This is a genomic window from Melghirimyces thermohalophilus (genome assembly GCF_900102685.1).
Lineage (GTDB): Bacteria > Bacillota > Bacilli > Thermoactinomycetales > DSM-45169 > Melghirimyces > Melghirimyces thermohalophilus.
In genome coordinates this window covers 62,598-87,978 of record NZ_FMZA01000009.1, presented here as the reverse complement: position 1 = coordinate 87,978, position 25,381 = coordinate 62,598, and the positions used below count along the sequence as shown (strand labels likewise).

Genomic DNA, 25,381 nt, shown 5'->3' with positions numbered 1-25,381 from the left:
TCCTCCTTGTCCGGCGGTGACGACAAAAAAGGGCGGCCACGCCGCCCAGGGACAACCACGTTATTCCGCCTTTTGTAAATGCTCCGCTTGCTCTTCCAACACGAGGGCATCGATCAGCTCATCCAGCTCGCCATCCATCACCTGGTCCAGTTTGTGCAGGGTGAGTCCGATCCGATGATCCGTCACCCGGCTTTGCGGAAAATTATAGGTGCGGATCCGTTCACTGCGATCACCGGTCCCCACTTGAAGTTTCCGGGCATCATCCATCTTAGCCTGCTCCTCCCGCTGTTTCTGATCCAACAAGCGGGCGCGCAACACACGCATCGCCTGTTCCCTGTTTTTGATCTGAGATTTTTCATCCTGACAGGAAACGACAATACCCGTAGGCAGATGGGTGATCCGCACTGCCGATTGCGTCGTGTTAACGCTCTGGCCGCCCGGACCGCTGGAGTAGAAGGTGTCGATGCGAAGATCCTTTTCATTCACTTCCACCTCCACCTCTTCCGCTTCCGGCAAAACCGCCACTGTCGCGGTGGAGGTATGAATCCGGCCTCCGGACTCGGTGGTGGGGACCCGTTGTACCCGATGGGCGCCGCTTTCATACTTGAGACGGCTGTAAGCCCCCTGGCCCTGGACGCTGAAGACCACCTCTTTAAAGCCTCCCAGTCCGGTGGTGTTGGCTTCCAATATCTGCGTTTTCCATCCTTGTCGCTCCCCGTACCGACTGTACATCCGATACAGGTCGGCAGCGAAGAGGGCGGCCTCCTCGCCTCCGGCAGCTCCCCGGATCTCCACGATCACGTTTTTGTCATCGTTTGGATCCTTGGGCAAAAGAAGCTGCTGGATCTTCTCTTCCAGGACCTGTTTTCGTTCCGACAGTTCCTCCAACTCCGCCTTCACCATGTCTATCATGTCCGGATCCGATTCTTCCGTCAGCATGGTCCGGGCATCGTCGTATTGGGCGCTCACATCTTTGTATTCACAATAAACCCGGTATTTGGGTTCTAGATCCGATTGCTCCTTGGAATATTTGCGGAGCAGATCAGCGCGGTTGATCACTTCGGGGTCGCTTAATAGCTCATTCAGTTCTTCATACCGCTTGCGGATCGATTCCAATCGCTCCAACAAACCGCTTCACTCCCCGAACACTGTGTATAACATTCTTATTATAGAATACGGGCCATCCACCGTCAAAAAACATTTCCCGGGCAATACCCGGCCTGGGAGAAATCTATGATATCATGGGCCTATCATGCCACACGGTTCCAAGGAGTTGTGAATCCATGACTGAGGTATTAGGGGTTATTCTGCAATTTATGCCGTTGATCATTCTTTTGTTGCTGGCTAACGGGGCGGAAAAGCTGCGGCGGATGGAGCCGAGCCGTCGAAGCGGAACATCGATGGTGTTAACAGTTCTCAGCTACAGCTTGCTTGCTGTCACCTTCGTTATTTTATTGCTGGCCGGCATCCTGCTCACCCTGCTGGGCTGGCTGCACCGTCAAGGAGATAGCCCTGTCCTAACCATTCCCGGTGCGGCCCCGGAATTGGCTCGTCAGATCACCGAGGCTCTTCCCCTTATCGGGGCCGGATTCTGGATTCCGTCTCTGTTGGGTCTGTTACTGCTGATTCCGCCCGTACGACGTCTCATCGCCCGCTTCCTGCCTGTTGATGTCTCCAGCCGGGTTCATACGATTTCCCTATCCTCTTCGATGTTGATCTGGATGTATTTCTTCTTTTTTCTGGCCATCGGCCTGCAAACGATCACCCAGCTCACGTCGGGACAGTCGGCGAATCCAGCTCCCACGCTGTGGGCCCAGCAGATCACTTTCTTCTTGTTGGCGCTTGTCGGCGTCGGTTGGCTGATCCGTCGCAACCTGCGGGATAGCTTCCGCCGGCTGGGCTTAAAACGGCCTACCTGGCATCATGTCACCGTGGGAATCACCTCGGGTCTGATCCTGGTCGCCGGCGCCCTCCTGTTACAAAGTTTAGCTAGCTGGTTAGGCTTTCCCGGAGATCCTCAAGTGGAAAAGCTGACCGATCAACTGCTGGGTCCCCTGTACGGTTCCATATGGGGAATCCTGACCCTGGGCCTGTCCGCCGCCCTCGGCGAGGAAGCGGTCTTCCGGGGAGCGATTCTCCCCCGGTTTGGGCTTATTTACACGTCTTTATTATTTGCGTTGGTACACAGCAACTACGGGCTCAGCATTTCTACCTTGGTTGTCTTCGTGGTCGGCCTCGTCCTCGGCTTGCTCCGTCTGCGGTATGACACTACCACCACGATGGTCGTTCATGCCACCTATAACATCACTTTGGGACTGATTGCCGCGGCATCCGTATAGCATAACGACAAAAAAGCTTGAGCCTTGTCAGGGCTTCAAGCTTTTTTTATCAATCCCGACCCTGAAAGTAGCGCAGCGGATTCCATTTGCTCCAGCCGACCCGAACCCGGATTTCATAGCGAGGCACCTTTTGTGACGCTTTGCGGAGAATCACTTCCTCCATTTGCGGGTATTTCTGTCTGGGCACATTCCGGTCAGGGGTCACTTGGATCGCGGCATGTCCGCCCATGATTTCAACCTTCGCTCTTTTAACCCCCTTTTCCTGGAGGGCGATATGGCGCAACTGCTGCTTCACCACATCTCGGGGAGGCCTGGAATCCGATCGTTGACCGACGTCCGACAGGTTGGGATTGGAGTTGTGGTTGCCAAATCGACCGTCATCTTTTAGATACCGGTAATTGTCCGTATGAAAGCGGTAATTCTGGGTATGGCCCGTCTTGCCAGGTTCGGGTTTCTGGCGGGACTGATCTTGACCCCCACCGGCAGTGCATCCAATCAATAGGGCTAGGCACAACAATGGGACAGCAACCCGACCTGAACGCTTCAGCCGTTTCAAAAAAACACCTCCCTGATCTCTAGTCTGTATCAGGAAGGCAAAAAACTTTTCGGTAATGATTTCCGTTCTGCAACTTCGTGACAATGGCGACAGCGGGCCTCATACATTTCCGTAGCCCCCGTTTGGATCACCGGCTCGTCCGATGCCGCCGAAAGACGTTGGGTCCGGCTGGCAGGCGCTCCGCATCGGACACAAATAGCCTGGAGCTTGGTTACGTATTCGGCAACCGCCATTAAAACCGGTGTCGGTCCAAAGGGAACCCCGCGGAAATCCTGATCCAGGCCGGCACAGATGACACGGATTCCCTGATCAGCCAAAGCTTGAGCCACCTGTACCACCTCGTCGTCAAAAAACTGGACCTCATCGATCGCCACCACATCAGTCTCCGGAGTCACTTTTCTCCAAATTTCCTCCGTTTGCTGGACCACGAACGCTTCCGCATAGACACCGTTGTGAGAGGTAACGGCCGACCGGCGGTAGCGGGTATCGATACTGGGTTTAAACACCGCCACTTGCTGCCGGGCGATTCGCGCCCTGCGAATTCGACGGATCAACTCCTCACTTTTTCCCGAAAACATCCCCCCGCAAATCATCTCGATCCATCCGTCTCGGGTGATCGGATTCATCGATCATCCCCTCCCGTATGTAGATGCAAAAGGAGAAACAGGCAAGCGGTGGCCGCTTGCCTGTTCGACTCCTAGGGTCTTATTTATATGGAAAAAATCAAAGGTTGTATTTCTTCTTGAAGCGATCGACGCGACCGCCTGTGCTGACATGCTTCTGCTTGCCGGTAAAGAAAGGGTGGCACGCAGAGCAAATATCAACGCGCAGATCCTCTTTCGTAGAACCGGTCTCAAACGTGTTGCCGCACGCGCAAGTCACAGTCGCCCGTTTGTATTCAGGATGAATGGCCGTTTTCATCAAACTTCACCTCTTTTCCATCCGTACCTCAATATGCTTCGTCCAATGCAAACAATCACGATTATATCATGGACAGTCTATTGTCGCAAGGAAAAAGGGGTGATTCCTTACTTAAGGGCTAATCGGGATAAGTAGAAAAAAGTGCAAAATAACTGACTCATTCAAGGGGCGCCCATACCCCTGCAGGAGGTTTGCTTGAATTGAGAGTGGGCCGAATCAGTGCCTGGGCAGCTGTTATTTGAGGCTTACTACGGAAGGACGGTCAATGGATCGATCGGTCGATCATTCCGGCGGACTTCAAAGTGGAGATGAACTCCTGTCGAGTTTCCGGTGGACCCCATGTACCCCAACGCATCATCACCGGTGACAGACTGTCCGGTACTCACCGTGATCCGGCTCATATGGGCATAATAAGTGCTCCAGCCGCCTTGATGCTCCACCACCACCAGGTTGCCGTAACCCCCAGCCCAACCGGCCCGGACCACCTTACCCGGTCGCGCCGTTTGAATGACGGCATTTTCCTCGGCCTGGTTCCAGATATCGATCCCCGTATGCATATCACTGTGTCGACTCCCGTACTTGCTGGTAATCTGTCCGGTTACCGGCCAGCGAAACCCCGTTTCCGCCTCTGTCGAGGAATCGGCCGCTAGCTTTACTTGCCCTTTAGCCGACGATGGCTTCTCCTCAGGGGGGTCAAACTCTCTGGGGATGACTAATACTTGCCCCACGTAAGGAGCATCGGCCAAGCTCAGATCCGGATTCGCCTCTTTCAAAGCGGTGACACTCACCTCGTTATCCTCCGCGACCTCGGTCAGGGTTTGCTCTTCTTTCACCCGGATCCGTTCCAACTCCACCGGAATTTTCACTTTCTGTCCCGGCTGCAGCCGACGCGGATTCTCGATCCGGTTGTATTCCAACAGCTTTTCGCTGTCCACACCATAACGAAGGCCAATCGCATACAGGGTATCCCCCGGTTTTACTTCATAACGGATCGGCTTTTTTTTATGAACTGCCAATTTTCCTTCCGTCACCGAGGAGATGGGGTTTAAGTACTGATATAGGACCTCTTTAGCAACCTGTTTCTTTTCCCAATCAGGAGCAAGGGGTTGATATCCCTCGGCGCCCGCACCCCAGGCGGTCTCATCCTCTCCTCCCGCCACCAATGAAGCGGTGCAGAGGGAGAGAGAAGAAGCCACCCATGCGGTTTTATTAGCCATCCCACCACCTCACATGGATGTTTTCGGGAACAGGTGTCGGTTGTCAAACCCGCCTGTTGACGATGGAAAATCCATCTCCCGTTGCCATCCTATGCACAATATTCGCCAGTCAGAACCGTTAAGTGAAATTCATGCCAAGGAGGAATGACTGGCCGGAAGGGCAAGATCGGCCAAAAAATCAGCATTGGAGGAGGTTCGGGACAATCTCCGCAAAAAAGTTTCTGGACTCTCCTGTCCGTCGGATAGCGACTTGCGAAGCGCCCATGCTTTATCCAACTCCTCACGGGACAGAAGAAGCTCTTCTCTCCGGGTGCCGGAGCGCCGGATATCAATCGCCGGAAAAATACGTCGTTCCGACAGTTTTCTGTCCAAATGCAGCTCCAGATTGCCGGTCCCTTTAAACTCCTCATAGATCACATCATCCATCCGGGAACCCGTCTCAATCAGAGCCGTGGCCAAAATGGTCAGGCTCCCCCCTTCTTCCAGATTTCGGGCCGCCCCGAAGAATCGTTTCGGCCGGTGAAAGGCGGCAGGGTCGATGCCGCCGGACAAGGTACGCCCGCTGGGGGGGATCACCAGGTTGTACGCCCGGGCCAGCCGAGTGATGCTGTCCAGGAGGATCACCACATCCCGCTTATGTTCCACCAACCGCTGTGCTCTTTCCAACACCAACTCCGCCACCCGGATGTGATTTTCCGGCATCTCATCGAAGGTGGAACTGACCACTTCCCCATTGACCGATCGTTGCATATCGGTCACCTCTTCCGGCCGTTCATCGATCAGCAGCACAAACAGCTCCGCTTCCGGGGAATTGGTGGTAATACTGTTGGCGATCTCCTTGAGAAGCATGGTTTTACCCGCTTTCGGCTGGGCGACGATCAATCCCCGCTGCCCAAAACCGACCGGCGCAAACAGATCCATGATGCGGGTGGAAAGTTTATTTTTATCGGTTTCCAGGAACATTCTTTTTTGAGGATAAAGAGGGGTTAGTGCGGGAAAATGAAGCCGCTCCGAAGCGCGGTTGGGGTCTTCTCCGTTAACGGCTTCCACATGGAGAAGGCCGAAATACCGTTCGTTTTCTTTAGGCGGTCGCACCTTTCCCGAGACCAAGTCGCCGGTGCGAAGGTCAAATCGGCGAATCTGGGAGGCGGAGATGTAAATATCTTCGGAAGAGGGGAGGTAATTGATTGGCCGGAGGAATCCGTATCCCTCCGGCAACGTCTCCAACACTCCCTCCATAAACATCAGGCCAGCTTTTTCCGCTTTCGCTTTCAAAATGGCAAAGATCAGTTCTTTCTTTTTCATCTGGCTGTAATAGGGGATCTGATACTCTTTCGCCAATTTATATAAATCTGTCAGTCTCTGGTGTTCCATTTCTCGTAAGGAAAGGTCCATCAGTCACCTTCACCACACTCATCTTTCAGGATTCGTAACCATCGTGCCCGGTCCTGAAACTCCTTATTCCAGCACCAGGTTTGGCTTTTTCTCTAGACGGTGTTTACCGTCGATAAACCGCACCGTTCCAGTTCTTGCTCTCATCACGAGGGAATGGGTGGTAGCCTGGGTGCCCCGGTAACGAACCCCTTTCAGAAGTTCACCATCGGTGACGCCGGTTGCGGCAAAGATCGCGTCATCCCCCTTGACCAGATCGTCCATAAACAGCACTCGACCAGGATCTTCGATGCCCATCTGAACACAACGCTGATATTGCTCGTCGTCCTCCGGCAACAGCCGGCCTTGAATCTCACCGCCCAGGCATTTCAGAGCGACGGCCGCCAACACACCCTCTGGGGCCCCACCAGAACCGAGCAACAAATCGACGCCGGTATCGGGAAAAGCCGTATTGATCGCCGCCGCTACATCCCCGTCGGAGATCATTTTGATGCGGGCCCCTGTCCGGCGGACGTCCTCAATCACTTTGGAATGGCGGGGCCGATCCAGCAACACGACCACCAGATCATTGATATCTTTTCCGAGGGCTTGGGCGACCGACTTCAGGTTGTCTTCCACGGGAGCGTTGATATCCACCTTGCCGACGGCTTCAGGACCGACAGCAATTTTATCCATATACATATCCGGCGCGTGGAGCAAATGCCCCCGGTCCGCCACCGCAACCACTGATAAGGCGTTCCAGGTGCCTTTGGCCACGATGTTGGTTCCTTCCAAGGGATCGACGGCCACATCCACTTCCGGTAGATAGCCGAGACCCAGCCGCTCGCCGATATACAACATCGGGGCTTCATCCATCTCACCCTCACCAATCACAACAGTGCCGCGCATGGGCACAGTGTCAAATACCTTGCGCATCGCTGTGGTAGCAGCAGCATCTGCCTCATCCTTCTTTCCAAAACCCATCCAACGCCCAGAAGCGACGGCGGCCGCTTCAGTCACCCGAACCAATTCCATCGTCAGACTACGTTCCAATCGGATCCCCTCCACAATGCAAAGATATAACAGACTTACCCAGCTGGTGTGCAAATAAGATAACATATTTCTCTCTATATGTTACACGATTTTACCGCGCCAGGTGAAGCGTCTGCATAGGCAAGGAGATCCTTATTTCCGCCAAATTTCCCCTCCCAAGGAACCTAACTTGCTCTCCAGGTGCTCGTACCCCCGATCAATATAATCTGCTCCAGATAGCTCCGTCATCCCTTCCGCCATCAATCCCGCCACGACCAGAGCCGCCCCGGTACGGAGGTCTGCCGCCCGCACATCGGTGCCGTGAAGGGGAGTCCCTCCCCGTATGAGAGCCGTCCTTCCTTCCACCTGAATATCGGCCCCCATCCGGCCTAGCTCATCCACATGTCTAAAGCGGGCAGCGTATATATTATCGGTCACCATCCCCGTTCCCTCCGCCTGGGTGAGCAAGGCGGTGAAAGGTTGTTGTAAATCTGTTGGAAAACCGGGGTAGGGCAGGGTTTTGATGTCCACCGACCGCAAGCGTCGGTCACTGATGATGCGCAGGTGTTCATCCCCCTCCTCCACCGTCACTCCCATTTCCCTCAGTTTGGCCGATACGGGCTCCAGATGAAGGGGAATCACGTGATCCACGGTTACGTCCCCGCCTGTAGCAGCCGCAGCAATCATGTACGTACCCGCCTCGATCCGGTCTGGAATGATGGAATGGCGACATCCCTTGAGGGAACGAGTCCCGCGAATCCGGATCACATCGGTACCCGCACCCTTGATCCGCGCCCCCATAGCGTTGAGCAATGTGGCCACATCGATAATCTCCGGTTCTTTGGCCGCATTTTCGATCACGGTGATGCCCTCTGCCCCGGATGCAGCCAACATGATATTAATAGTCGCCCCCACACTGACCACATCGAGATAAACCCGAGCTCCGCGCAAACGGCCCGCAGTCAAATGGACCGCCCCTTCCTTGTACACCACCTTGGCACCTAATGCTTCAAAACCTTTGATATGTTGATCAATCGGTCGGGGACCGAGATTGCACCCGCCAGGCAGGCCGACGACGGCTTCACCGAACCGACCCAGCATCGCCCCCATCAAGTAACTGGAGGCGCGTAGTTTTTTTACATTCCCGTTCACCATGTGAATCTTGTCGATCCGGGAAGGGTCGATATGAAGCCGGTCTCTATCTCTGGAAACTTCGGCTCCCATCTCCCGCAAGATCTCTACATAGATCTCCACATCCCGGATCGACGGCAAGTTTTCAATGGTGATGGGGGAGTCCGCCAGAATGGCGGCAGGAATCAAAGCAACCGCGCTGTTCTTCGCCCCGCTGATCGCCACATGGCCGATCAAGGGGCGTCCTCCTTTAATCATCAGTTTGTCCATCTTGACCCTCCCCTTCATTGACGGCGATCCATTTTTTCTTCTATCAGAAACCGCCTCATCCCCTGAAAAGGGAAATCCGGCGGCGACAGATTACACCCGCACCGCCGGAATGGAGAGAAACTTCCCGACTTAACCTTTGTTCGCTTGTTCCCAGTCTTTTTTAAACCGCTCAATTCCTTGATCCGTCAACGGATGACGAAGCATCTTCTCCATGACAGCATAAGGCAGGGTAGCGATATGAGCACCACTTTCCGCCGCCTGCGTAACGTGGAGCGGATGACGCACACTGGCGGCAATAATCTCCGTCTCCACCCCGTGCAAGTCAAAAACCTCTGCGATCTCGCCGATCAATTGCACTCCGTCATGGCCTAGATCATCCAACCGGCCGATAAACGGGCTGACGTAGGTGGCGCCCGCCCGTGCAGCCATCAGCGCCTGGTTGACAGAAAAGACCAGCGTCACATTGGTCTTGATCCCTTGTTGGGAAAAGCGATGGACCGCCTTTAGCCCCTCCGCCGTCATCGGAACTTTGATCGTAATCTGCTCCGAAATGGAAGCCAAAGGCTTTGCCTCCGCCAGCATCCCTTCGGCGTCGTCACTCAACACCTCAGCACTGACGGAACCGTCCACGATGTCGACGATTTCCCGAAGCACCTCCGTAAAATTCCGCCCGGATTTCGCAATCAGGCTGGGATTGGTGGTTACTCCCGACAGAATTCCCCATTCATTCGCTTCACGAATTTCATCCACGTTGGCTGTGTCGATAAAAAATTTCATTTGGGATCTCCCCTCCGGTCGTTGTTCGGGATATCAAGCCTTGCCGGAACTGTTGAACAGGCGCATCTTTCCTTTGACAGTCTCTTTAATAGCGTCGCGTCCGGGCCCGAGGTATTTGCGGGGATCGATCATATCGGGATTTTCACCGAGCAGATCCCGCACCACCTGCGTGCAGGCCACCTGGCTTTCGGTGTTGACGTTGATCTTGCCAACTCCCAATTGGACCGCTTTTTGGATCGACTCATCGGGAACACCAGAGCCGCCGTGAAGCACGATGGGGGCTTCGATGTTGCGGGAAACCTCTTCGATGATATCAAAGCGAATTTTCGGCTCCCCTTTGTACATGCCGTGAGCCGTTCCGACGGCGACTGCCATCGCATCCACCTGGGTCTCCTCCCAGAAGCGGATCGCCTCTTCCGGCTTGGCCAATGCGGCATCAGCCTCATCCACCTGTACGTCATCCTCCACGCCACCGATGGTGCCCAGCTCCCCTTCCACTGAGACACCTACAGCATGGGCGGCCTTTACCACTTCCCGGGTCAGACGAATATTCTCTTCATAGGGATAGTGAGAACCATCGAACATCACCGAGGAAAAACCGGCTTGAATACACTTCATGGCCACTTCAAAGCTGCTGCCATGATCCAGGTGAAGGGCGACCGGTACCCCCGATTCTTGCGCGGCGATCCGGGCCATGGCCACCACATACTCGATTCCCATATAACGCATGGCGCCCTCACTGACACCGAAGATAAACGGGGACTGTTCTTCTTTTGCTGCTGCAGCGATTCCCTGAACAAATTCCAGGTTGTTCATGTTGAATTGCCCCACCGCAAATCCTTCTTTTTTGGCACGGGGGAGAAATTCAGTCATCGGTACCAAAGACATCGTGAAACCTCCCGTTTTTTTGTTCATTTGTGGATCGGCCGGGTACATCCCTATGTAAAATCAACCGGTCCAAGACGTTGGGGACCTCTCGTTTACTCCCACTTTGTTTTGCTCCTTACACGAAGGGATTTTTAACCTTTCCATGGGAAGAGAAGGAGAGTGCCCCTTTTCGTCTTCATAAGTCGTAGTTTAACACAAACCTCTGGACTCGCGTAGAAAGGGAGTCATGGAATCAAGAGGAATTCAGGTCGACTCCTCTTTTATTTACCCTTTTGAACCGAGGAATATGAAGAAGTGAGCCCCAGGATTTTACGAGCTTCTTCTGAGGTGGCCACCGGTCTCTCCAATTCCTCCGCAATCCGGCGGATCCGAGCAACCAAGCGCCCGTTGGTGGCCAACTCTCCTTTCCGGTAGTAGATATTGTCCTCCAAACCCACTCGAACATGGCCTCCCAAGGGGATGGCGTGGGCGGCCATCGGCAGCTGATGGCGGCCGATAGCCGCTACCGTCCAAGTCGCCCCGGGAGGCAGCTGCTCTTTTAAAAGCAAAAGATGTTGTGCTGTAGCCGGGATACCGCCTGGCACTCCCATCACAAAATCAAAATGAAGATGCCCGGTCACCAGACCTTCCCGCACCAACCGGAGCGCCGACGGAATCATGCCGCTGTCGAAGATTTCAAATTCGGGGCGAATATCATAGCGCTTCATCGCCATAGCCAATTGACGGATCAGTGCCGGTGGGTTGGAAAAGACATCATCACCGAAATTGACGGTGCCTGTCGTCAGCGTCGCCATCTCGGGACGCAGTTGGAGCGGTTGCAGGCGCTCATCCGCTGTCATCCCCACCGCACCCCCGGTGGAAACTTGGATAATGATCGGACAACGCTGCCGAATCTCAGCAATCGCCGCCTCGTAACGTTCCCGACTCTGGGTCGGCTTTCCTTCCGCATCGCGAACATGGATGTGGGCGATCGCCGCCCCCGCTTCATAAGCTTCCAGCGCCGCATCACCGATTTCCTCCGCAGTGACGGGAAGGTGCGGGGTGTCATCCCGTGTCACTTCTGCACCGACCAGAGCGGCGGTGATGATCAGCTTCTCCATTCTACCCCTCCTCCGACGCAAAGGAAGTTTTTCTGCGCTGCCTCTCCTTCGGTACCACACAGGTACCTTTCGCCTCCGCCACCAGCACCGGCTTCTCCAGGACCCGCGCTGCCGTCGGGCGATCAGAGTCCCCCTGGGATTGGATCACTTTATAGGCGGTAAAGTGCATGTCCCGAGAGGTGTTCCCCACCCGAGTAATCGTTCCCTTCGCCTCGATGTAATCGCCGGCATACACCGGTGCTTTAAATTGAACGGACTCGTACCCCACAAACAACCCCTCATCCCCATCATGGCGAATCAAAAGTTCTGTGGCCACATCACCGAACAATGCCAGCATCCGAGCCCCATCCACCAGATTACCGGCGTAGTGGACATCGGACGGACCCATCCGCAGACGAATGATCACCTCTTCAGACATGCTACCGCCCCCTGTCGGCTGGAATTGATTAAGAAGAGAGCTGTCGAAGCACTTCCGCCCGCAGCTCCATGATATCAAAAGGCTTGGTGAAATGGGCCAAAGCGCCCAGGTGGGTGGCCTCCTCCACCATGTCCAGTTCCCCGTAAGCCGTCATCATAATCACTTTGGCATCCATCTCTTCCTTTTTCAAATGTCGCAACAGCTCCAAACCGTCCATCCCTGGCATTTTCATGTCCAACAGGATCAGATCCGGCCTCTCCGTACGTGCAATCTCCAGGGCCACGTTTCCGTTGGCCGCCTGATAGATTTGAATTCCGTCTCGTAACAATATCTCTTGTAACAGCACCCGTATCCCGTACTGATCATCTACAACCAGCACTTTTTTCTCCGTCGCCGACACGGTCACACCCTCCTTGTGAGGAACGGTTTCCACCATTCGTTCCATCCTCTCCCCCCATCTCAATCTAATATTTATGTAAGCACGTTTCATTCCAGCTAAAAAGCCTCCCTCTAATTAATTCTTATGGGAAGGCTTTTTTCCTGCATTTTCTGTTAAAAAACGGGTGGAAAAGGGGGTGGAGTAGAAAATCCCTTGTTCATTCCATCACCTTTTGCATTCATCCCACATCGGGTTGTATATCCTTTTTATTATGATAAATTGGTAGCGACTAACTTTTGGTAACTGAAAGGAGGAAGACAGATGGAAAAGAAGTCGGACATCGGTGCTCTGATTTTACGTGTCGTCTTAGGGCTCATCTTTTTGGCCCACGGACTTGTGAAATTTCAAGATGGGCTGGCCCATACCGCTACATCATTCAGCGAGATAGGCGTGCCGGGGTGGATGGCTTACGCCGTAGCTTGGCTCGAGCTGGTTGGCGGCATCGCGCTGATCCTGGGCCTCGGCACCCGTATTTTCGCTCTCCTGTTTGCTTTGTTCATGTTGGGAGCCATCGTAAAAGTGAAATTGGCCGCCGGATTTGTATCCGGGTATGAGCTGGATCTGGCGCTATTAGCCATAGCCATCCACCTGGTGCTATACGGTCAACATCGATATGCCATCGACCGACTCATCACCAGAGGAGATTACAGAAAAATAAAATAGATGACAGCGGCCAGCACAATCCGGTAGACGGCGAAGGGAACCAGCTTAATCCGATTGATCAGTTTTAAGAAGAAACGGATGGAAATCAGCGAAAAAATAAAGGCACTGATAAAACCGGCGATAAAAAAGGGAAGAGCATCGATACTGAAGTATTGCCAGTTTTTCACCAGTGAGAGCCCGCTGGCACCAAACATGATCGGAACGGCCATGATAAAAGTGAAGTCCGATGCGGAACGGTGATTCAGCCCCAGCAGAACGCCTCCAGAAATCGTGGACCCGGAACGGGAAAAGCCCGGCCACAAGGACAGGCATTGGAAAAGTCCGATCCAAAAAGCCTGTCTGTATGTCATCTGATCCACCGATGTCACCGGCGGCCTTGCGGGACGGAACCAATCAGCGGCGATCATCAACAGGGCCCCCGCCGCCAATCCGATCGCGACGGTTTCCACAGAGAATAAATGTTCGTCGATAAAGTCCTCAAAGAAAAAACCGAGGATCGATGCCGGCAGAAGACCGACGATCACTTGAGTCAGTTTCAAGTGGGATTCTCCAGAAGGATCCCTTTCCTCCTGCTGTAACCCCAACAATTGACGAAATCGGTCCTTAAACACAATCACCACGGCCAGGATCGAGCCTAGCTGAATCACCACTTTAAAGGTGTTCGCCACTTCCGGTGAAAATAATTGTTTGGATCTTAGCAGCAAGTCGTCAACGACAATCATATGACCGGTCGAGGAGACGGGAGCAAACTCCGTCATCCCTTCCACCAGTCCCAAGATAATAGCAACGATTATTTCCCACATACGAGAACCCACTCACCTTCCTGTGCAGCTCTGTTATCGAAACCATTCGGTGCTGCTCCGATCAAGGAGAGCATACAACATTTCCCGCTCACAATGTAACAGAAACAACAGGTGTAACCGATACGCCAAAAGAAGGATTTTTTGTTCGCCACATCAAGGGCCCGCCGGGAACAGCCCCTCGATCTCTAGAAAGAAGTCTGATGATACAAACATCCAGAGCATCCCCATTCTCCCCTGTAAATGTGAGAGAGGTTTTGGCAGGAGGGGATTTACAACCCGGCCTTCATGAGGTGATGGTTTCAGTGTAGGAAACGATCAACTGTTTGTATATGGCCAGGATGGACTATCTTTTGGCTATAACCTGCGGCAGGTAAGGATGGGTTGATCATTGTTTTTAAGGAGGGCAAATCAACCCCTGTTGATCCGATCACTTTCCCAGGTTAAGGAACGGATCCGACACTGGACTTCTCTTTGATAATGGAACAACCCGCGCCTGGCAAGGCACGGGTTGTTCTCTATCCATTCTCGACCGTTTTTAATTTGGCATTGAGAGCGGCTGCCACGAATTCCCTGAAAAGGGGCTGCGGCCGATCCGGGCGGGAGGTGAATTCCGGATGGAACTGGCAGCCGACGAACCATGGATGGTCTTTCAGTTCGACGATTTCCACCAGACGTCCATCAGGAGAGGTGCCGGAAAAGACATAGCCCGCCTCCTCCATCTGCTCCCGATACTCATTGTTAAATTCGTAGCGGTGCCGATGCCGTTCATAGACCAGATCTTTTCCGTAAGCTTCCTGAGAAAAAGTGTCTAATTTCAGCTTGCAGGGGTACAGCCCCAACCGCATGGTGCCGCCCAGATCGTCGATCTCCTTCTGCTCGGGGAGCAGATCGATCAGGGGATGCGGAGTTTCAGGGTCGATTTCGGAGCTGTTAGCCCCTTCCAGCCCGAGCACGTTCCTGGCTCCTTCCACACAGGCCACCTGCATGCCAAGACAGATCCCGAACATGGGAATCTTTTGTTCCCGGGCGTATTTAACCGTGGCAATCTTCCCTTCAATGCCCCGGTCACCGAAACCGCCGGGGATGAGAATACCATCGACATCGCCCAGATACTGATCCGCGTTGTCGTCATCAACCTCCTCAGCATTCACCCAGACCAATTCCACCTCGGTATCATTGGAAAAGCCGGCGTGATTGAGAGCTTCTACCACACTCATGTAGGCATCCCGCAAGGCGACATATTTACCGACTATAGCAATCTTGGTCCGATGGGTTAAGTTTTTCACCTTATTGACGAGAGCGATCCAGTCGGACATATCGGCTTTTCCACTCTCCAGCCCCAGTTGGTTGACCACAATATCGTCCAGGCTTTCCTCTGCCAGCATCAGGGGAACTTCATAGAGCGTCTCCGCGTCCCGTAGTTCCACCACCGCACCACGGTCGATATCGCAGAAGAGAGCCACCTTTTGCTTCATTTCCTCGGACAAGGCCCTTTCCGTGCGGCACACGATCACATTCGGCTGGATCCCGATACTCCGCAATTCCTTGACACTGTGTTGGGTCGGCTTCGTTTTCAACTCACCGGTAGCCGACAGCTCAGGAATTAGGGTGCAGTGAATATATATCACATGGTCTCGTCCCACTTCGCTCTTGATCTGACGGATCGCTTCCAGGAAAGGAAGACTTTCGATATCCCCGACGGTGCCGCCAATCTCCGTGATCACCACATCCGGATGGGTTTCCCGGGCGGCCCGGAAAACGCGGTCCTTGATCTCATTGGTAATATGGGGAATCACCTGCACGGTCCCCCCGAGATAGTCTCCTTTTCGCTCTTTGTTGATCACAGCGGAGTATACCTTCCCGGTGGTCACGTTACTATTTTTGGAAAGGTTGATATCGATAAAACGCTCATAATGACCCAGATCCAGGTCCGTCTCCGCCCCGTCATCCGTGACAAAAACCTCGCCGTGCTGATACGGACTCATCGTTCCCGGATCCACATTGATGTATGGATCAAACTTCTGGATGGTGACACTTAAGCCGCGGTTTTTAAGCAGCCGCCCCAGTGACGCAGCAGTAATCCCTTTGCCCAGGGAGGATACCACCCCACCGGTGACGAAGATAAACTTAGTCATGATTTCCGTCCTCCTCCGATTATCGTACCCAATATAAACTTGACCATCAGAAAAAAAGCGCCTCCCATCGTTGGGGGGCACTTTCATTTGAGTGAACTTTATACGAGACGACTGAAAGTGGCAGCCGCCGGTTTATAAAAATAACAGATACCCATTTTAGCCCATGTGACAGTTTACCCTCATGGGCAGGCATTGTCAAGCATTGTCCTCACGATCAGGAATCGTGAACCCCATAATCGCTGTCAAAGCCTTCCTCGTCGGAATCTTTTTCCTCAGTGTACTCTTCATGCTCATCTGCAAAGAGCCCCTCGTCCAGGACCTCGTCGGAATCGTCATCCTTAACGTGCTGGGCCACGGCGGAGTCCGTCGTCTCCTCCAGCGGATACCAACGTTTCAGACCCCACAAGCTCTTTCCCACACAGACGAAGCGGCCGTCGATGTTGATCTCTGTGTATAGCTGGGCAATCAGACGGTTGGTCTCCGCTTCAGAGAACCCTTTCAGCTTCGCCACTTCCTCCATGATTTTTTGATACAGCATCGGCTCGCCATGTTCTTCCAATATATGATGAGCAAGATCCACCATGGAGGTCTCCTGCACCTCATCGTGGCTAAATTTTTCGGCCAGGCTCTCGGGCATCATAGGCACATCCTTCCTATATCGAAACTCAAACCGTACTCACGATCATATTTTCCGTAATGTCTATTTTAACCAAAACGTTTACGAAGTCAACCAACCGCTTTTGTTCGAACCGCAAGAGAAACCGGCCGAAAACCGGCCGGTTCCCCTCTCATCTTTTTTACATGTTGCGGCGATACTGCCCTCCCACTTCGAACAAGGCCTCAGTGATCTGGCCCAGGCTGGCAACGCGGACGGTCTGCATCAATTCTTCAAACAGGTTTCCCCCTTCCCGAGCCACCTGTTTCAGACGATTAAGCGCTTCCTGAGCCTGGTCCCGGTGTTTCTCCTGGAAGGCCAAGAGGTTCTGAATCTGGGTCTTTTTTTCCTCCTCCGTAGCCCGCGTCAGTTGGTAATCCGACTCTTCCTCCTCCCCTTCCTTCAGGAAGGTGTTTACACCGATGATCGGCAGTTCGCCATTATGCTTTTTGGTTTCGTAGTAGAGGGATTCTTCCTGGATTTTCCCCCGCTGATACTGGGTTTCCATCGCTCCCAGGACGCCGCCCCGGTCGCTGATCCGCTCAAATTCCTTCAAGACGGCCTCCTCCACCAAGTCAGTCAGTTCCTCGATGATGAAGGAGCCTTGCAGGGAGTTTTCGTTCTTGGCCAAACCCAGTTCCTTGGTGATGATTAATTGGATCGCCATCGCCCGACGGACGGATTCCTCGGTGGGAGTCGTTATCGCCTCATCGTAAGCGTTGGTGTGAAGGGAGTTACACTGGTCATATAAGGCCATCAATGCTTGCAGCGTAGTGCGGATATCGTTGAAATTAACTTCCTGAGCATGCAGGCTGCGGCCGGAGGTTTGGATGTGGTACTTCAACTTCTGGCTTCTGGCGTTGGCACCGTACAACCTTTTCATCACCACGGCCCAGATCCGCCGCGCCACTCGACCGATTACTGAATACTCCGCATCCAGGCCATTGCTGAAAAAGAAGGAGAGGTTGGGGGCAAAGGAATCGATGTCCATTCCCCGGGACAGGTAATACTCCACATAGGTGAACGCATTAGCCAGGGTGAAGGCCAACTGGGAAATGGGGTTGGCCCCTGCCTCGGCGATATGATAACCGCTGATGCTGACCGAATAGTAATTGCGGACTTGGTTGGCGATGAAGTACTCCTGGATATCCCCCATCATCTTCAGGGCAAAATCCGTGGAAAAGATGCAAGTGTTCTGCCCTTGATCCTCCTTCAGGATATCCGCTTGCACCGTCCCCCGCACCGTGGACAAAGCTTGAGCCCGGAGCTTTTGCGCCTCTTCCTCCGAGGGTTCCCGACCTTCCTCCTTCCGGAAGCGGTCCAACTTTTGATCGATGGCGGTATTGAGAAACATGGCCAGGATAATCGGAGCAGGCCCATTGATGGTCATGGAGACACTGGTGTTGGGGGCACACAGGTCAAATCCCTGGTATAGCTTCTTCATATCCTCCAGAGTGCAGATGCTGACCCCACTCTCCCCGATCTTTCCATAAATGTCCGGCCGCTCATCGGGATCCCGACCGTAAAGGGTGACTGAATCGAATGCGGTAGACAAGCGCTTAGCCGGCTCCCCTTCAGATAGGTAATGAAAACGCTGATTGGTCCGCTCCGGCGTCCCCTCCCCGGCAAACATCCGTTTAGGGTCTTCATCAGCCCTTTTAAAGGGAAAGACGCCGGCGGTGTAGGGAAAGCGGCCGGGGACATTCTCCAACAAGCCCCATCTGAGGATTTCTCCCCAATCCTCAAAGCGGGGCAGGGCCACTTTGGGAATCCGCGTACCGGACAAGGTTTCCGTAAACAATGGGGTTTTGATCTCCCGATCCCGGATCTTCACCGTATACTCGTTCTGCCGGTAGGTCTCTTTCAGCTGGGGCCATTCCTGGAGAAACTGTTTAGCCTCTGGGGTGAGGCGGGATTCGACCTCCTCCTGCGCCTGTTTCAGCTGGATTAAAGCCTCCTCCGATTGGGAAGCCCCCTCGGTCTTCTGCAGAAGGTCACGGCTCCCTTGCAGCTGAAACGCCTGCCGGGCCAACCGGGATTGATCTTCCACCTCTTTGCGATAACTGCGCACGGTGTTGGCGATATCCCGCAGGTAATGGGTCCGCTCTGGAGGAATGATGTGAATCACTTCCGACTCCGTAGCCTCTACATCCATCTCTTCCCCCATCGTCCACCCCAATTGCAGCTTTTCAGACAGACGGGTGATCATGGCCCGGAAAAACCGATTGGTACCGGGATCGTTAAAGCGGCTGGCCATGGTGCCGTAGACGGGAATCTGTTCATCCGGTGCGTCGAAAAGCAGATGATTGCGCCGATACTGCTTTTTCACGTCCCTCAGCGCATCTTTGGACCCTTTGCGGTCAAATTTGTTGATGGCCACCAGATCAGCATAATCCAACATTTCAATCTTCTCCAGCTGGGAAGGGGCCCCAAACTCCGATGTCATCACATAGATAGACAAGTCGCTCACATGGACCACATCGGAGTTGCCCTGCCCAATCCCGCTGGTCTCCAGGAAGATGAGATCAAATCCGGACCGTTTCAAAATGGTGAGCGCATCCCGAGTGGCGGAGGAAAGTTCGGAGCGGGTTTTGCGAGTGGCCAGACTCCGCATATACACCCGGGGATGATAAACACTGTTCATGCGGATGCGATCTCCCAGGAGGGCTCCGCCGGTTTTCTGCTTGGAAGGATCGATGGAGAGAACAGCCACCCGCTTTTCGGGAAAATGCTCCAGAAAACGGCGCACCAGCTCGTCGGTAAGAGAGCTTTTCCCCGCTCCGCCGGTTCCCGTGAGGCCGATCACCGGCACTTGCTTCGCCTCCAGGACCGACTCCTCCCGTGCAGCCCGTGTGGCGGACACTTCTTGGGAGGAATGCAACTCCCGCTCAGCCAGGGTGATCAAGCGGGCGATGGCACGGACGTCCCCCTGACGGGCGGCCTCCGGCTCCCAACTGACCTCCTTGACAGTGGGGTAGTCGCAAGCTTTCATCATATGGTTGATCATCCCTTGCAACCCCATCCGGCGACCATCTTCCGGGGAAAACACTTTGGCCACCCCGTAGGCCTCCAACTCCCGGATTTCCGGCGGGACGATGACCCCGCCGCCCCCGACAAAAACCCGGATATGGTCGGCGTGCCGTTCCCGTAAGCGGTCGATCATATACTTAAAATACTCCACATGCCCTCCCTGGTAGGAAGAGACGGCGATTCCCTGAACATCCTCCTGGATCGCCGTATCCACGATCAGATCGACGGATCGGTCGTGGCCCAGGTGGATGACTTCCGCTCCACTGGCCTGCAACAGCCTCCGAAACAGATTGATGGAGGCATCATGGCCGTCAAACAGACTGGCGGCGGTCACAAAACGGACCGGATGTCTCGGCTGGTACACCTCTGTAGTCATATCCCTTCACCTCCGTGATTGATGGGTACACTCATCCAGTAGAAGGGCGGTCTGGAGACGAGTGTACTCTTCCAGAGTGTAATGTTGTCTCAGCACCCACCCTCGAAACGTCCACATCTCACCGAGAACCATAATGTTATGAGCCATCAACTTGACAGAGGACTGATCCAGGTTTAAGGTGCCATCCTGAATGCCTCGCTGCAAAACTGCTTCAAACAAGGAAGTGATTTCCTCTTCTTTCTTGAGAACATAGGACATAGCATCCTTGGGCAGGGACTTGGTCTCCTGATAGATCAGCAGCACATCGTCTCGCATCGCATCCATCGCCTTAAAATGTTGAGCGATCGCCCGGGTCAGTCTTTCCCGCCCGGTTCCCTCTTGATCCAACGCTTTTTTCAACCGCGCTTCCAGCTCAGAATGAATATAATCGCAGACCAGATAGAGAACATCTTCCTTGCTCTGGATGTACTCATACATAGTTCCGATAGAGAGGCCGCACTCCCGGGCGATCTCCCGGGTGGTCGTCTTGTGGAATCCTTTGCGGATAAACAGATCACAAGCCCCGCGGATGATCTGCCGCCTGCGTTTTTCCACCAATTGTGGGTTTTTCACCATTGACGGAATCCGCTTAGGGCCCCGGCTCATTTGGGCATTCCTCCTTCACCGCCAATCAACTCCCGGAGTATCTCCCGGGCCAACTGTTGCGGAGTGGACCGACGCGACTGCACCTGATCCAGATCCCTGTGGAAGACGGGAGATTCCATCCGATCCAGGAGGAGGTGGTGCAACTCCGCTTCAACCATCGCCTCCACCTCCCGGCGAAGGTGGGAACGGCGGCGGGCCGCCCACAGCTGTTCGCGCTGCATAAAGTTTCGATGCTGCACCAACCCGGTCCAAAACGCCTCCGTTCCCCGACCCGTCTTTCCTTCCGTCTGGATGACGGGGGGCATCCATTCCCCCTCTTTTTTAGCCAGGTGTAGCATCTCCTTGATATCCCGAATCAGTTTGCCGGTTCCATCCCGGTCGGCTTTGTTGACGATAAACAGATCTGCCGTCTCCATGATGCCCGCTTTAAACACCTGAACCGCATCACCGCTGCCGGGAGTGAGGACCAATGCCACAGAATCGGCCATATGCATGATATCGATTTCCGATTGCCCTACACCTACCGTCTCAATAAAGATCACGTCGTAGCCGGCCGCATCCAGCACGCGGGCCGCCTGCCGGGTCGTCCCGGCTAATCCGCCGAGGCTCCCTCGGCTACCCATACTGCGGATAAACACGTCGACATCCAAGGAATGACGCCCCATGCGCACCCGATCACCTAACAGCGCGCCTCCGGTGAAGGGGCTGGTCGGGTCCACGGCCAACACGCCGACTCGAAGCCCCTGCTTTCGCAAATGGGCTGTCAAGCTGTCGACCAGGGTGCTTTTGCCGGCGCCCGGGGCCCCAGTCACCCCGACAAGGAAGGCTTTTCCGGTATAGGGATACAGCGCCTTCAACAATTCCTCGCTTCGGGGATCCCCCCCTTCCAGGGTGGTGATCGCCCGGGCCACACTTCGTCGATGGCCGGATCGGATCGCTTCTGCCCACTCCTTGATTGATTCGGTCATCTCTTGGTCCGCTCCATTCATTCCTTCATTAAGTGGTTGGCGATCACCAACCGCTGAATTTCGTTGGTCCCTTCATAGATTTGGGTGATCTTGGCGTCCCGCATCATGCGCTCCACAGGGTACTCACGGGTGTATCCATAACCGCCGAAAATCTGAACCGCTTCCACGGTGACATCCATCGCCGTATCCCCAGCGTGCAGTTTGGCCATGGCGGACGCCTTGCCGTAAGGAAGCCCCTGGCTCTCCAACCAGGCCGCTTGGTAAGTGAGCAGACGGGCCGCTTCGATCTGGGTGGCCATATCGGCCATCTTAAACTGGATGGCCTGCAGCTTGGCGATCGGTTTGCCAAACTGTTTCCGTTCCTTGGCGTAGGCGGCGGCGGCGTCCAGTGCCCCTTGGGCGATCCCGACTGCCTGAGCGGCGATCCCATTTCGTCCGCCGTCGAGGGTCATCATGGCGATCTTAAACCCTTGCCCCTCTTCCCCGAGCCGGTTTTCCACCGGAACCCGGCAGTCCTCAAAGATGATTTCCGTGGTCGGAGAAGAACGGATGCCTAGCTTCTCTTCCTTCTTTCCGATGGAAAAGCCTGGGGTATCTTTTTCCACGATAAACGCCGTCACACCGTGATGCTTCTTCTCTGGATCGGTGAGAGCAAAGACGACATAAATCTCCGCCTCCCCGCCGTTGGTGATAAAAATCTTGTTGCCGTTGAGGATATAGGAGTCCCCGTCCCGGACGGCGGTGGTTCGCATGGCGGCGGCATCAGATCCCGATCCCGGTTCCGTCAAACCGTAGGCGCCCAACTTCTCCCCTGTGGCCAAGGGGTACAGGAATCGCTTTTTCTGGTCTTCATTGCCGAATTTGTGGATCGGCCAGCTGGCCAGGGAGAGATGAGCGCTTAGAGTCACCCCGGTGGAGGCACATACGCGGGAGAGCTCCTCCACAGCGATGACGTAGCTGAGAAAATCGGATCCGACGCCTCCTTCCTCTTCCGGCCACGGGATGCCGGTCATCCCCAGTTCCCCCATCTTGTCAAAAATCGAGCGGTCAAAGCGCTCCTGCTCATCCCGTTCCGTGGCGGTGGGAGCCACTTCTTTCTCGGCGAACTCCCGCACCATTTTCCGCATCATCTCATGCTCTTCGCTCAGTTTAAACTGCATGATGAAGCCCCCCTTGTTGTCATCGGTCTCATCGGTCTTCATTTGATGGCGAAATGCTGCATCACGACCGTTTTACCGACGGGACGGCCAGTCAGAGGTTGAGCACTTGCCCGGCAATGACCAGCCGTTGGATTTCATTGGTCCCTTCGTAAATCTGTGTCACTTTAGCGTCACGGAAGAACCGTTCCACCGGATATTCCCGGGTATAACCGTATCCGCCAAAGATCTGCACTGCTTCGATGGCCACATGCATCGCCGTATCCGAGGCGAACATCTTGGCCATGGCGGATTCCTTGCGGCAGGAGTGGCCCTCCAGGTACCTGGTGGCCGCCTGATGGACTAAGAGGCGGGCCGCCTCCACCCGGGTGGCCATATCGGCCAATTTAAACTGATTCGCCTGCAGTTTTCCGATCGGCTTGCCAAATTGGTTTCTCTCCATGGCATAATCCCGGGCGGCTTCCAGAGCTGCATCGGCAATGCCCAAGGCCTGGGCTCCGATCCCGATCCGCCCGCCAGCCAGATTGGACAGAGCGATCTCATAACCCTCTCCCTCTTGGCCCAGCAGGTTTTCGGCGGGAACTTCTGCATCTTCCAAAGTAAGCCCTCTGGTGTTGGAGCCACCGAGCCCCATTTTCTTCTCTTTTTTTCCGATGATCAGTCCCGGTGTCCCTTTTTCCACGATAAAAGCGGAGATGCCCTTGGTGCCTTTTTCCGGATCCGTCACGGCAAAGGTGACATAAGTATCCGCCTCACCGGCGTTGGTGATAAAGGCTTTGCTCCCGTTCAGGATATACCGGTCCCCTTTCCGCTCGGCACGGGTCCGAATCGCGGACGCATCGGAGCCCGCCTGAGGCTCCGTCAAGGCGAAGGCCCCCAGATACTCCCCACGGGCCAAGCGGGGAACATACTTTTTCCGCTGTTCCTCGTTTCCATAACGAAGAATGGGAAACGTGCCGACGGAGGTGTGAACCGCCAGGATCACCCCCGCTGTGGCGCTCACCTTGGCGATCTCCTCCAGAGCGAGGATATAGCTGAGAAAATCGGAACCAGATCCGCCCCACTCCTCGGGAATAGGAATCCCCATCAAGCCCAGCCGGCCCATCTTTCCCACCACTTCCTTGGGAAACCGATCCTCACCATCCATCGAATCCGTCCAGGGGGCGATCTCGGAACGGGCAAACTCCCGCACCATTTTGCGCATCATTTGCTGTTCTTTAGTCAATTGAAGATTCATTCTGTCCACCCCTTTACACCCCTGACGGAGAATCTCATCCGTAAGTGTAGAAGCCTCTTCCGGTTTTTTTGCCCAACCATCCCGCTTTGACGTATTTGCGCAGAAGCGGACAGGGGCGGTATTTGGAATCGCCAAATCCGTCATACAGGGTTTCCATGATATAAAGGCAGGTGTCTAATCCGATAAAATCGGCCAGAGTAAGCGGGCCCATCGGATGGTTCATGCCCAGCTTCATCACCTGATCGACTGCCTCAGGCTCCGCCACCCCTTCATAAACAGCGTATATCGCTTCATTGATCATCGGCATCAATACCCGGTTGGCTACAAATCCGGGGAAATCGTTCACTTCCACCGGGTTTTTCCCCATTTCCCGAGCCAGTTGTTCCACCTTATGATACACCTCGTCGGAAGTGGCCAAGCCCCGGATCACCTCAACCAGTTTCATCACCGGAACCGGGTTCATAAAATGCATGCCGATCACCTGCTCCGGACGGCGGGTGACCGCTGCGATTTCGGTGATGGGAAGGGATGAGGTATTGGTGGCAAGGATGGTGTGAGCCGGTGCTGCCTCATCCAGCTGGGAGAAAACATCGGTCTTTACCTGCATGTTTTCCACTACGGCTTCCACCACGATATCCGCCTTGCCTGCAGCCTCCCTGAGGTTGGTAGTGGGGCGAATTCGACCCAGCACTTCCCCTTTTTCCCCTTCGGTCATCCTCCCCTTTTCCACTTGACGGGCGAGGTTTTTTGTAATCCCTTTCAAACCTTTTTGCACATAAGCCTCATCCAGATCCATCAGGCACACCTGAAACCCCGATTGGGCTGCCACTTGGGCAATGCCGCTGCCCATCTGGCCGGCGCCCACCACTGTAAACTGGCCCATGCTCAAATGTATCCCTCCTTCAGTTGTGAGGCCCGACATGGAAGAGATGGGCGGACCTGCCGCCCGTTTTCCTCTTACCAGAGCCCCTTCAGGTAATCTTGTTCTACCTATCGACGCTGTCTGGGGATGTCGTGTTCCCCCACCTTCCGTTGTACCCGTAGGGCACGAGTCCCCCAGGTCACTTCCGTTCCCGGTCTCGCTATGCACCCATAGGGCACAAGTCTCACCAGGTCACTTCCGTTCCCGGTCTCGCTATGCCATACGGCTTAGATGTGAGACCGTCCTGCCAATCATCCGGCTGCGGGCAGGGGCAAAGCCTTTTGGTAAGTGAATTCGATGATGTGAGTTGCCCCTAAATGCCCTTACATGC

General features: G+C 54.5%; 24 protein-coding genes. 2 read left to right on the top strand and 22 right to left on the bottom strand.

The features are described from left to right. Positions 1 to 60: 60 nt before the first annotated feature. Positions 61 to 1,128 carry a peptide chain release factor 1 gene (gene prfA, locus BLP91_RS08485; RefSeq protein ID WP_091569611.1) on the bottom strand — a complete coding sequence of 356 codons (1,068 nt, stop codon included), beginning with the start codon at positions 1,126 to 1,128 and terminating at the stop codon, positions 61 to 63. A gap of 155 nt (positions 1,129 to 1,283) precedes the next feature. Here prfA and BLP91_RS08480 point away from each other — a divergent pair, with 155 nt between their 5' ends. Beyond that, positions 1,284 to 2,339, top strand: coding sequence for a CPBP family intramembrane glutamic endopeptidase (locus BLP91_RS08480; RefSeq protein WP_176757910.1), 1,056 nt, complete (start codon positions 1,284 to 1,286; stop codon positions 2,337 to 2,339). A gap of 49 nt (positions 2,340 to 2,388) precedes the next feature. On the opposite strand, the gene BLP91_RS08475 is transcribed toward BLP91_RS08480, so the two are convergent. The 12 genes from BLP91_RS08475 to BLP91_RS08420 all read right to left on the bottom strand — a co-directional run bounded on the left by BLP91_RS08475 (position 2,389) and on the right by BLP91_RS08420 (position 12,456). Then, positions 2,389 to 2,895, bottom strand: coding sequence for a hypothetical protein (locus BLP91_RS08475; RefSeq protein ID WP_091569606.1), 507 nt, complete (start codon positions 2,893 to 2,895; stop codon positions 2,389 to 2,391). A 29-nt stretch (positions 2,896 to 2,924) separates the two neighbouring features. Continuing rightward, positions 2,925 to 3,521 carry a thymidine kinase gene (locus BLP91_RS08470; protein WP_091569603.1) on the bottom strand — a complete coding sequence of 199 codons (597 nt, stop codon included), beginning with the start codon at positions 3,519 to 3,521 and terminating at the stop codon, positions 2,925 to 2,927. Positions 3,522 to 3,618: 97 nt separating this feature from the next. After that, entirely contained in the window at positions 3,619 to 3,816 is a 198-nt protein-coding gene (rpmE, locus tag BLP91_RS08465; protein ID WP_091569600.1) for a 50S ribosomal protein L31, read from the bottom strand. A gap of 248 nt (positions 3,817 to 4,064) precedes the next feature. Then, positions 4,065 to 5,033, bottom strand: a complete 969-nt coding sequence (locus tag BLP91_RS08460) for a M23 family metallopeptidase (protein WP_091569597.1) — start codon at positions 5,031 to 5,033, stop codon at positions 4,065 to 4,067. Between the two features lie 129 nt (positions 5,034 to 5,162). Next, positions 5,163 to 6,428 (bottom strand): transcription termination factor Rho, encoded by a 1,266-nt coding sequence (gene rho, locus BLP91_RS08455; RefSeq protein WP_091569594.1) that lies wholly within the window; start codon positions 6,426 to 6,428, stop codon positions 5,163 to 5,165. Positions 6,429 to 6,491: 63 nt separating this feature from the next. After that, the gene (gene glpX / locus BLP91_RS08450; RefSeq protein ID WP_091569591.1) at positions 6,492 to 7,457 is read right to left on the bottom strand and encodes a class II fructose-bisphosphatase; all 966 of its coding nucleotides are present in this window, start codon (positions 7,455 to 7,457) and stop codon (positions 6,492 to 6,494) included. A 132-nt stretch (positions 7,458 to 7,589) separates the two neighbouring features. Continuing rightward, positions 7,590 to 8,837 (bottom strand): UDP-N-acetylglucosamine 1-carboxyvinyltransferase, encoded by a 1,248-nt coding sequence (locus BLP91_RS08445; RefSeq protein ID WP_091569587.1) that lies wholly within the window; start codon positions 8,835 to 8,837, stop codon positions 7,590 to 7,592. A 129-nt stretch (positions 8,838 to 8,966) separates the two neighbouring features. Beyond that, positions 8,967 to 9,614, bottom strand: coding sequence for a fructose-6-phosphate aldolase (fsa, locus tag BLP91_RS08440; RefSeq protein WP_091569584.1), 648 nt, complete (start codon positions 9,612 to 9,614; stop codon positions 8,967 to 8,969). Positions 9,615 to 9,647: 33 nt separating this feature from the next. Next, entirely contained in the window at positions 9,648 to 10,502 is an 855-nt protein-coding gene (gene fba / locus BLP91_RS08435) for a class II fructose-1,6-bisphosphate aldolase (protein ID WP_091569581.1), read from the bottom strand. 260 nt (positions 10,503 to 10,762) lie between these two features. Beyond that, entirely contained in the window at positions 10,763 to 11,602 is an 840-nt protein-coding gene (gene kce, locus BLP91_RS08430; protein ID WP_091569578.1) for a 3-keto-5-aminohexanoate cleavage enzyme, read from the bottom strand. Position 11,603: 1 nt separating this feature from the next. Next, positions 11,604 to 12,020 carry a 3-aminobutyryl-CoA ammonia lyase gene (kal, locus tag BLP91_RS08425; RefSeq protein WP_091569575.1) on the bottom strand — a complete coding sequence of 139 codons (417 nt, stop codon included), beginning with the start codon at positions 12,018 to 12,020 and terminating at the stop codon, positions 11,604 to 11,606. Positions 12,021 to 12,048: 28 nt separating this feature from the next. Further along, a complete protein-coding gene (locus BLP91_RS08420) occupies positions 12,049 to 12,456 on the bottom strand; it encodes a response regulator (protein ID WP_091569749.1) in 408 nt (135 codons plus the stop codon). Between the two features lie 264 nt (positions 12,457 to 12,720). On the opposite strand from BLP91_RS08420, the gene BLP91_RS08415 reads away from it, so the two are divergent. Next, on the top strand, positions 12,721 to 13,122 hold the full coding sequence (locus tag BLP91_RS08415) for a DoxX family protein (RefSeq protein ID WP_091569572.1): 402 nt from the start codon (positions 12,721 to 12,723) through the stop codon (positions 13,120 to 13,122). Here BLP91_RS08415 and BLP91_RS08410 read toward each other — a convergent pair. The 9 genes from BLP91_RS08410 to BLP91_RS08370 all read right to left on the bottom strand — a co-directional run bounded on the left by BLP91_RS08410 (position 13,104) and on the right by BLP91_RS08370 (position 25,017). Further along, complete coding sequence (locus BLP91_RS08410; protein WP_091569570.1) at positions 13,104 to 13,925, bottom strand: undecaprenyl-diphosphate phosphatase; 822 nt, start codon at positions 13,923 to 13,925, stop codon at positions 13,104 to 13,106. The genes BLP91_RS08415 and BLP91_RS08410 overlap by 19 nt on opposite strands. A gap of 515 nt (positions 13,926 to 14,440) precedes the next feature. Next, the gene (locus BLP91_RS08405; RefSeq protein WP_091569567.1) at positions 14,441 to 16,060 is read right to left on the bottom strand and encodes a CTP synthase; all 1,620 of its coding nucleotides are present in this window, start codon (positions 16,058 to 16,060) and stop codon (positions 14,441 to 14,443) included. Between the two features lie 214 nt (positions 16,061 to 16,274). Continuing rightward, positions 16,275 to 16,697, bottom strand: coding sequence for a DNA-directed RNA polymerase subunit delta (gene rpoE / locus BLP91_RS08400; protein ID WP_091569566.1), 423 nt, complete (start codon positions 16,695 to 16,697; stop codon positions 16,275 to 16,277). A gap of 160 nt (positions 16,698 to 16,857) precedes the next feature. After that, positions 16,858 to 20,121, bottom strand: a complete 3,264-nt coding sequence (icmF, locus tag BLP91_RS08395; protein ID WP_091569563.1) for a fused isobutyryl-CoA mutase/GTPase IcmF — start codon at positions 20,119 to 20,121, stop codon at positions 16,858 to 16,860. Between the two features lie 6 nt (positions 20,122 to 20,127). Beyond that, the gene (locus tag BLP91_RS08390; protein WP_091569561.1) at positions 20,128 to 20,766 is read right to left on the bottom strand and encodes a TetR/AcrR family transcriptional regulator; all 639 of its coding nucleotides are present in this window, start codon (positions 20,764 to 20,766) and stop codon (positions 20,128 to 20,130) included. Next, positions 20,763 to 21,734: a methylmalonyl Co-A mutase-associated GTPase MeaB gene (gene meaB / locus BLP91_RS08385; RefSeq protein ID WP_091569746.1), complete on the bottom strand. Its 972-nt coding sequence runs from the start codon at positions 21,732 to 21,734 to the stop codon at positions 20,763 to 20,765. Before meaB ends, BLP91_RS08390 begins: the two co-directional genes overlap by 4 nt. Positions 21,735 to 21,751: 17 nt before the next feature. Continuing rightward, positions 21,752 to 22,894 carry an acyl-CoA dehydrogenase gene (locus BLP91_RS08380; RefSeq protein WP_091569558.1) on the bottom strand — a complete coding sequence of 381 codons (1,143 nt, stop codon included), beginning with the start codon at positions 22,892 to 22,894 and terminating at the stop codon, positions 21,752 to 21,754. 91 nt (positions 22,895 to 22,985) lie between these two features. Then, on the bottom strand, positions 22,986 to 24,128 hold the full coding sequence (locus tag BLP91_RS08375; protein WP_091569555.1) for an acyl-CoA dehydrogenase: 1,143 nt from the start codon (positions 24,126 to 24,128) through the stop codon (positions 22,986 to 22,988). 34 nt (positions 24,129 to 24,162) lie between these two features. Next, entirely contained in the window at positions 24,163 to 25,017 is an 855-nt protein-coding gene (locus BLP91_RS08370; protein WP_425412199.1) for a 3-hydroxybutyryl-CoA dehydrogenase, read from the bottom strand. Positions 25,018 to 25,381: the final 364 nt, after the last annotated feature.

Coding starts and splice junctions, on each gene's coding strand:
- BLP91_RS08480 (WP_176757910.1), top strand. CDS start 1,284: ATGACTGAGGTATTAGGGGTTATTCTGCAATTTATGCCGTTGATCATT.
- BLP91_RS08470 (WP_091569603.1), bottom strand. CDS start 3,521: ATGAATCCGATCACCCGAGACGGATGGATCGAGATGATTTGCGGGGGG.
- rpmE (WP_091569600.1), bottom strand. CDS start 3,816: ATGAAAACGGCCATTCATCCTGAATACAAACGGGCGACTGTGACTTGC.
- BLP91_RS08460 (WP_091569597.1), bottom strand. CDS start 5,033: ATGGCTAATAAAACCGCATGGGTGGCTTCTTCTCTCTCCCTCTGCACC.
- rho (WP_091569594.1), bottom strand. CDS start 6,428: ATGGACCTTTCCTTACGAGAAATGGAACACCAGAGACTGACAGATTTA.
- BLP91_RS08445 (WP_091569587.1), bottom strand. CDS start 8,837: ATGGACAAACTGATGATTAAAGGAGGACGCCCCTTGATCGGCCATGTG.
- fsa (WP_091569584.1), bottom strand. CDS start 9,614: ATGAAATTTTTTATCGACACAGCCAACGTGGATGAAATTCGTGAAGCG.
- fba (WP_091569581.1), bottom strand. CDS start 10,502: ATGTCTTTGGTACCGATGACTGAATTTCTCCCCCGTGCCAAAAAAGAA.
- kce (WP_091569578.1), bottom strand. CDS start 11,602: ATGGAGAAGCTGATCATCACCGCCGCTCTGGTCGGTGCAGAAGTGACA.
- kal (WP_091569575.1), bottom strand. CDS start 12,020: ATGTCTGAAGAGGTGATCATTCGTCTGCGGATGGGTCCGTCCGATGTC.
- BLP91_RS08420 (WP_091569749.1), bottom strand. CDS start 12,456: ATGGTGGAAACCGTTCCTCACAAGGAGGGTGTGACCGTGTCGGCGACG.
- BLP91_RS08415 (WP_091569572.1), top strand. CDS start 12,721: ATGGAAAAGAAGTCGGACATCGGTGCTCTGATTTTACGTGTCGTCTTA.
- BLP91_RS08410 (WP_091569570.1), bottom strand. CDS start 13,925: ATGTGGGAAATAATCGTTGCTATTATCTTGGGACTGGTGGAAGGGATG.
- BLP91_RS08405 (WP_091569567.1), bottom strand. CDS start 16,060: ATGACTAAGTTTATCTTCGTCACCGGTGGGGTGGTATCCTCCCTGGGC.
- rpoE (WP_091569566.1), bottom strand. CDS start 16,697: ATGCCCGAGAGCCTGGCCGAAAAATTTAGCCACGATGAGGTGCAGGAG.
- icmF (WP_091569563.1), bottom strand. CDS start 20,121: ATGACTACAGAGGTGTACCAGCCGAGACATCCGGTCCGTTTTGTGACC.
- BLP91_RS08390 (WP_091569561.1), bottom strand. CDS start 20,766: ATGAGCCGGGGCCCTAAGCGGATTCCGTCAATGGTGAAAAACCCACAA.
- meaB (WP_091569746.1), bottom strand. CDS start 21,734: ATGACCGAATCAATCAAGGAGTGGGCAGAAGCGATCCGATCCGGCCAT.
- BLP91_RS08380 (WP_091569558.1), bottom strand. CDS start 22,894: ATGCAGTTTAAACTGAGCGAAGAGCATGAGATGATGCGGAAAATGGTG.
- BLP91_RS08375 (WP_091569555.1), bottom strand. CDS start 24,128: ATGAATCTTCAATTGACTAAAGAACAGCAAATGATGCGCAAAATGGTG.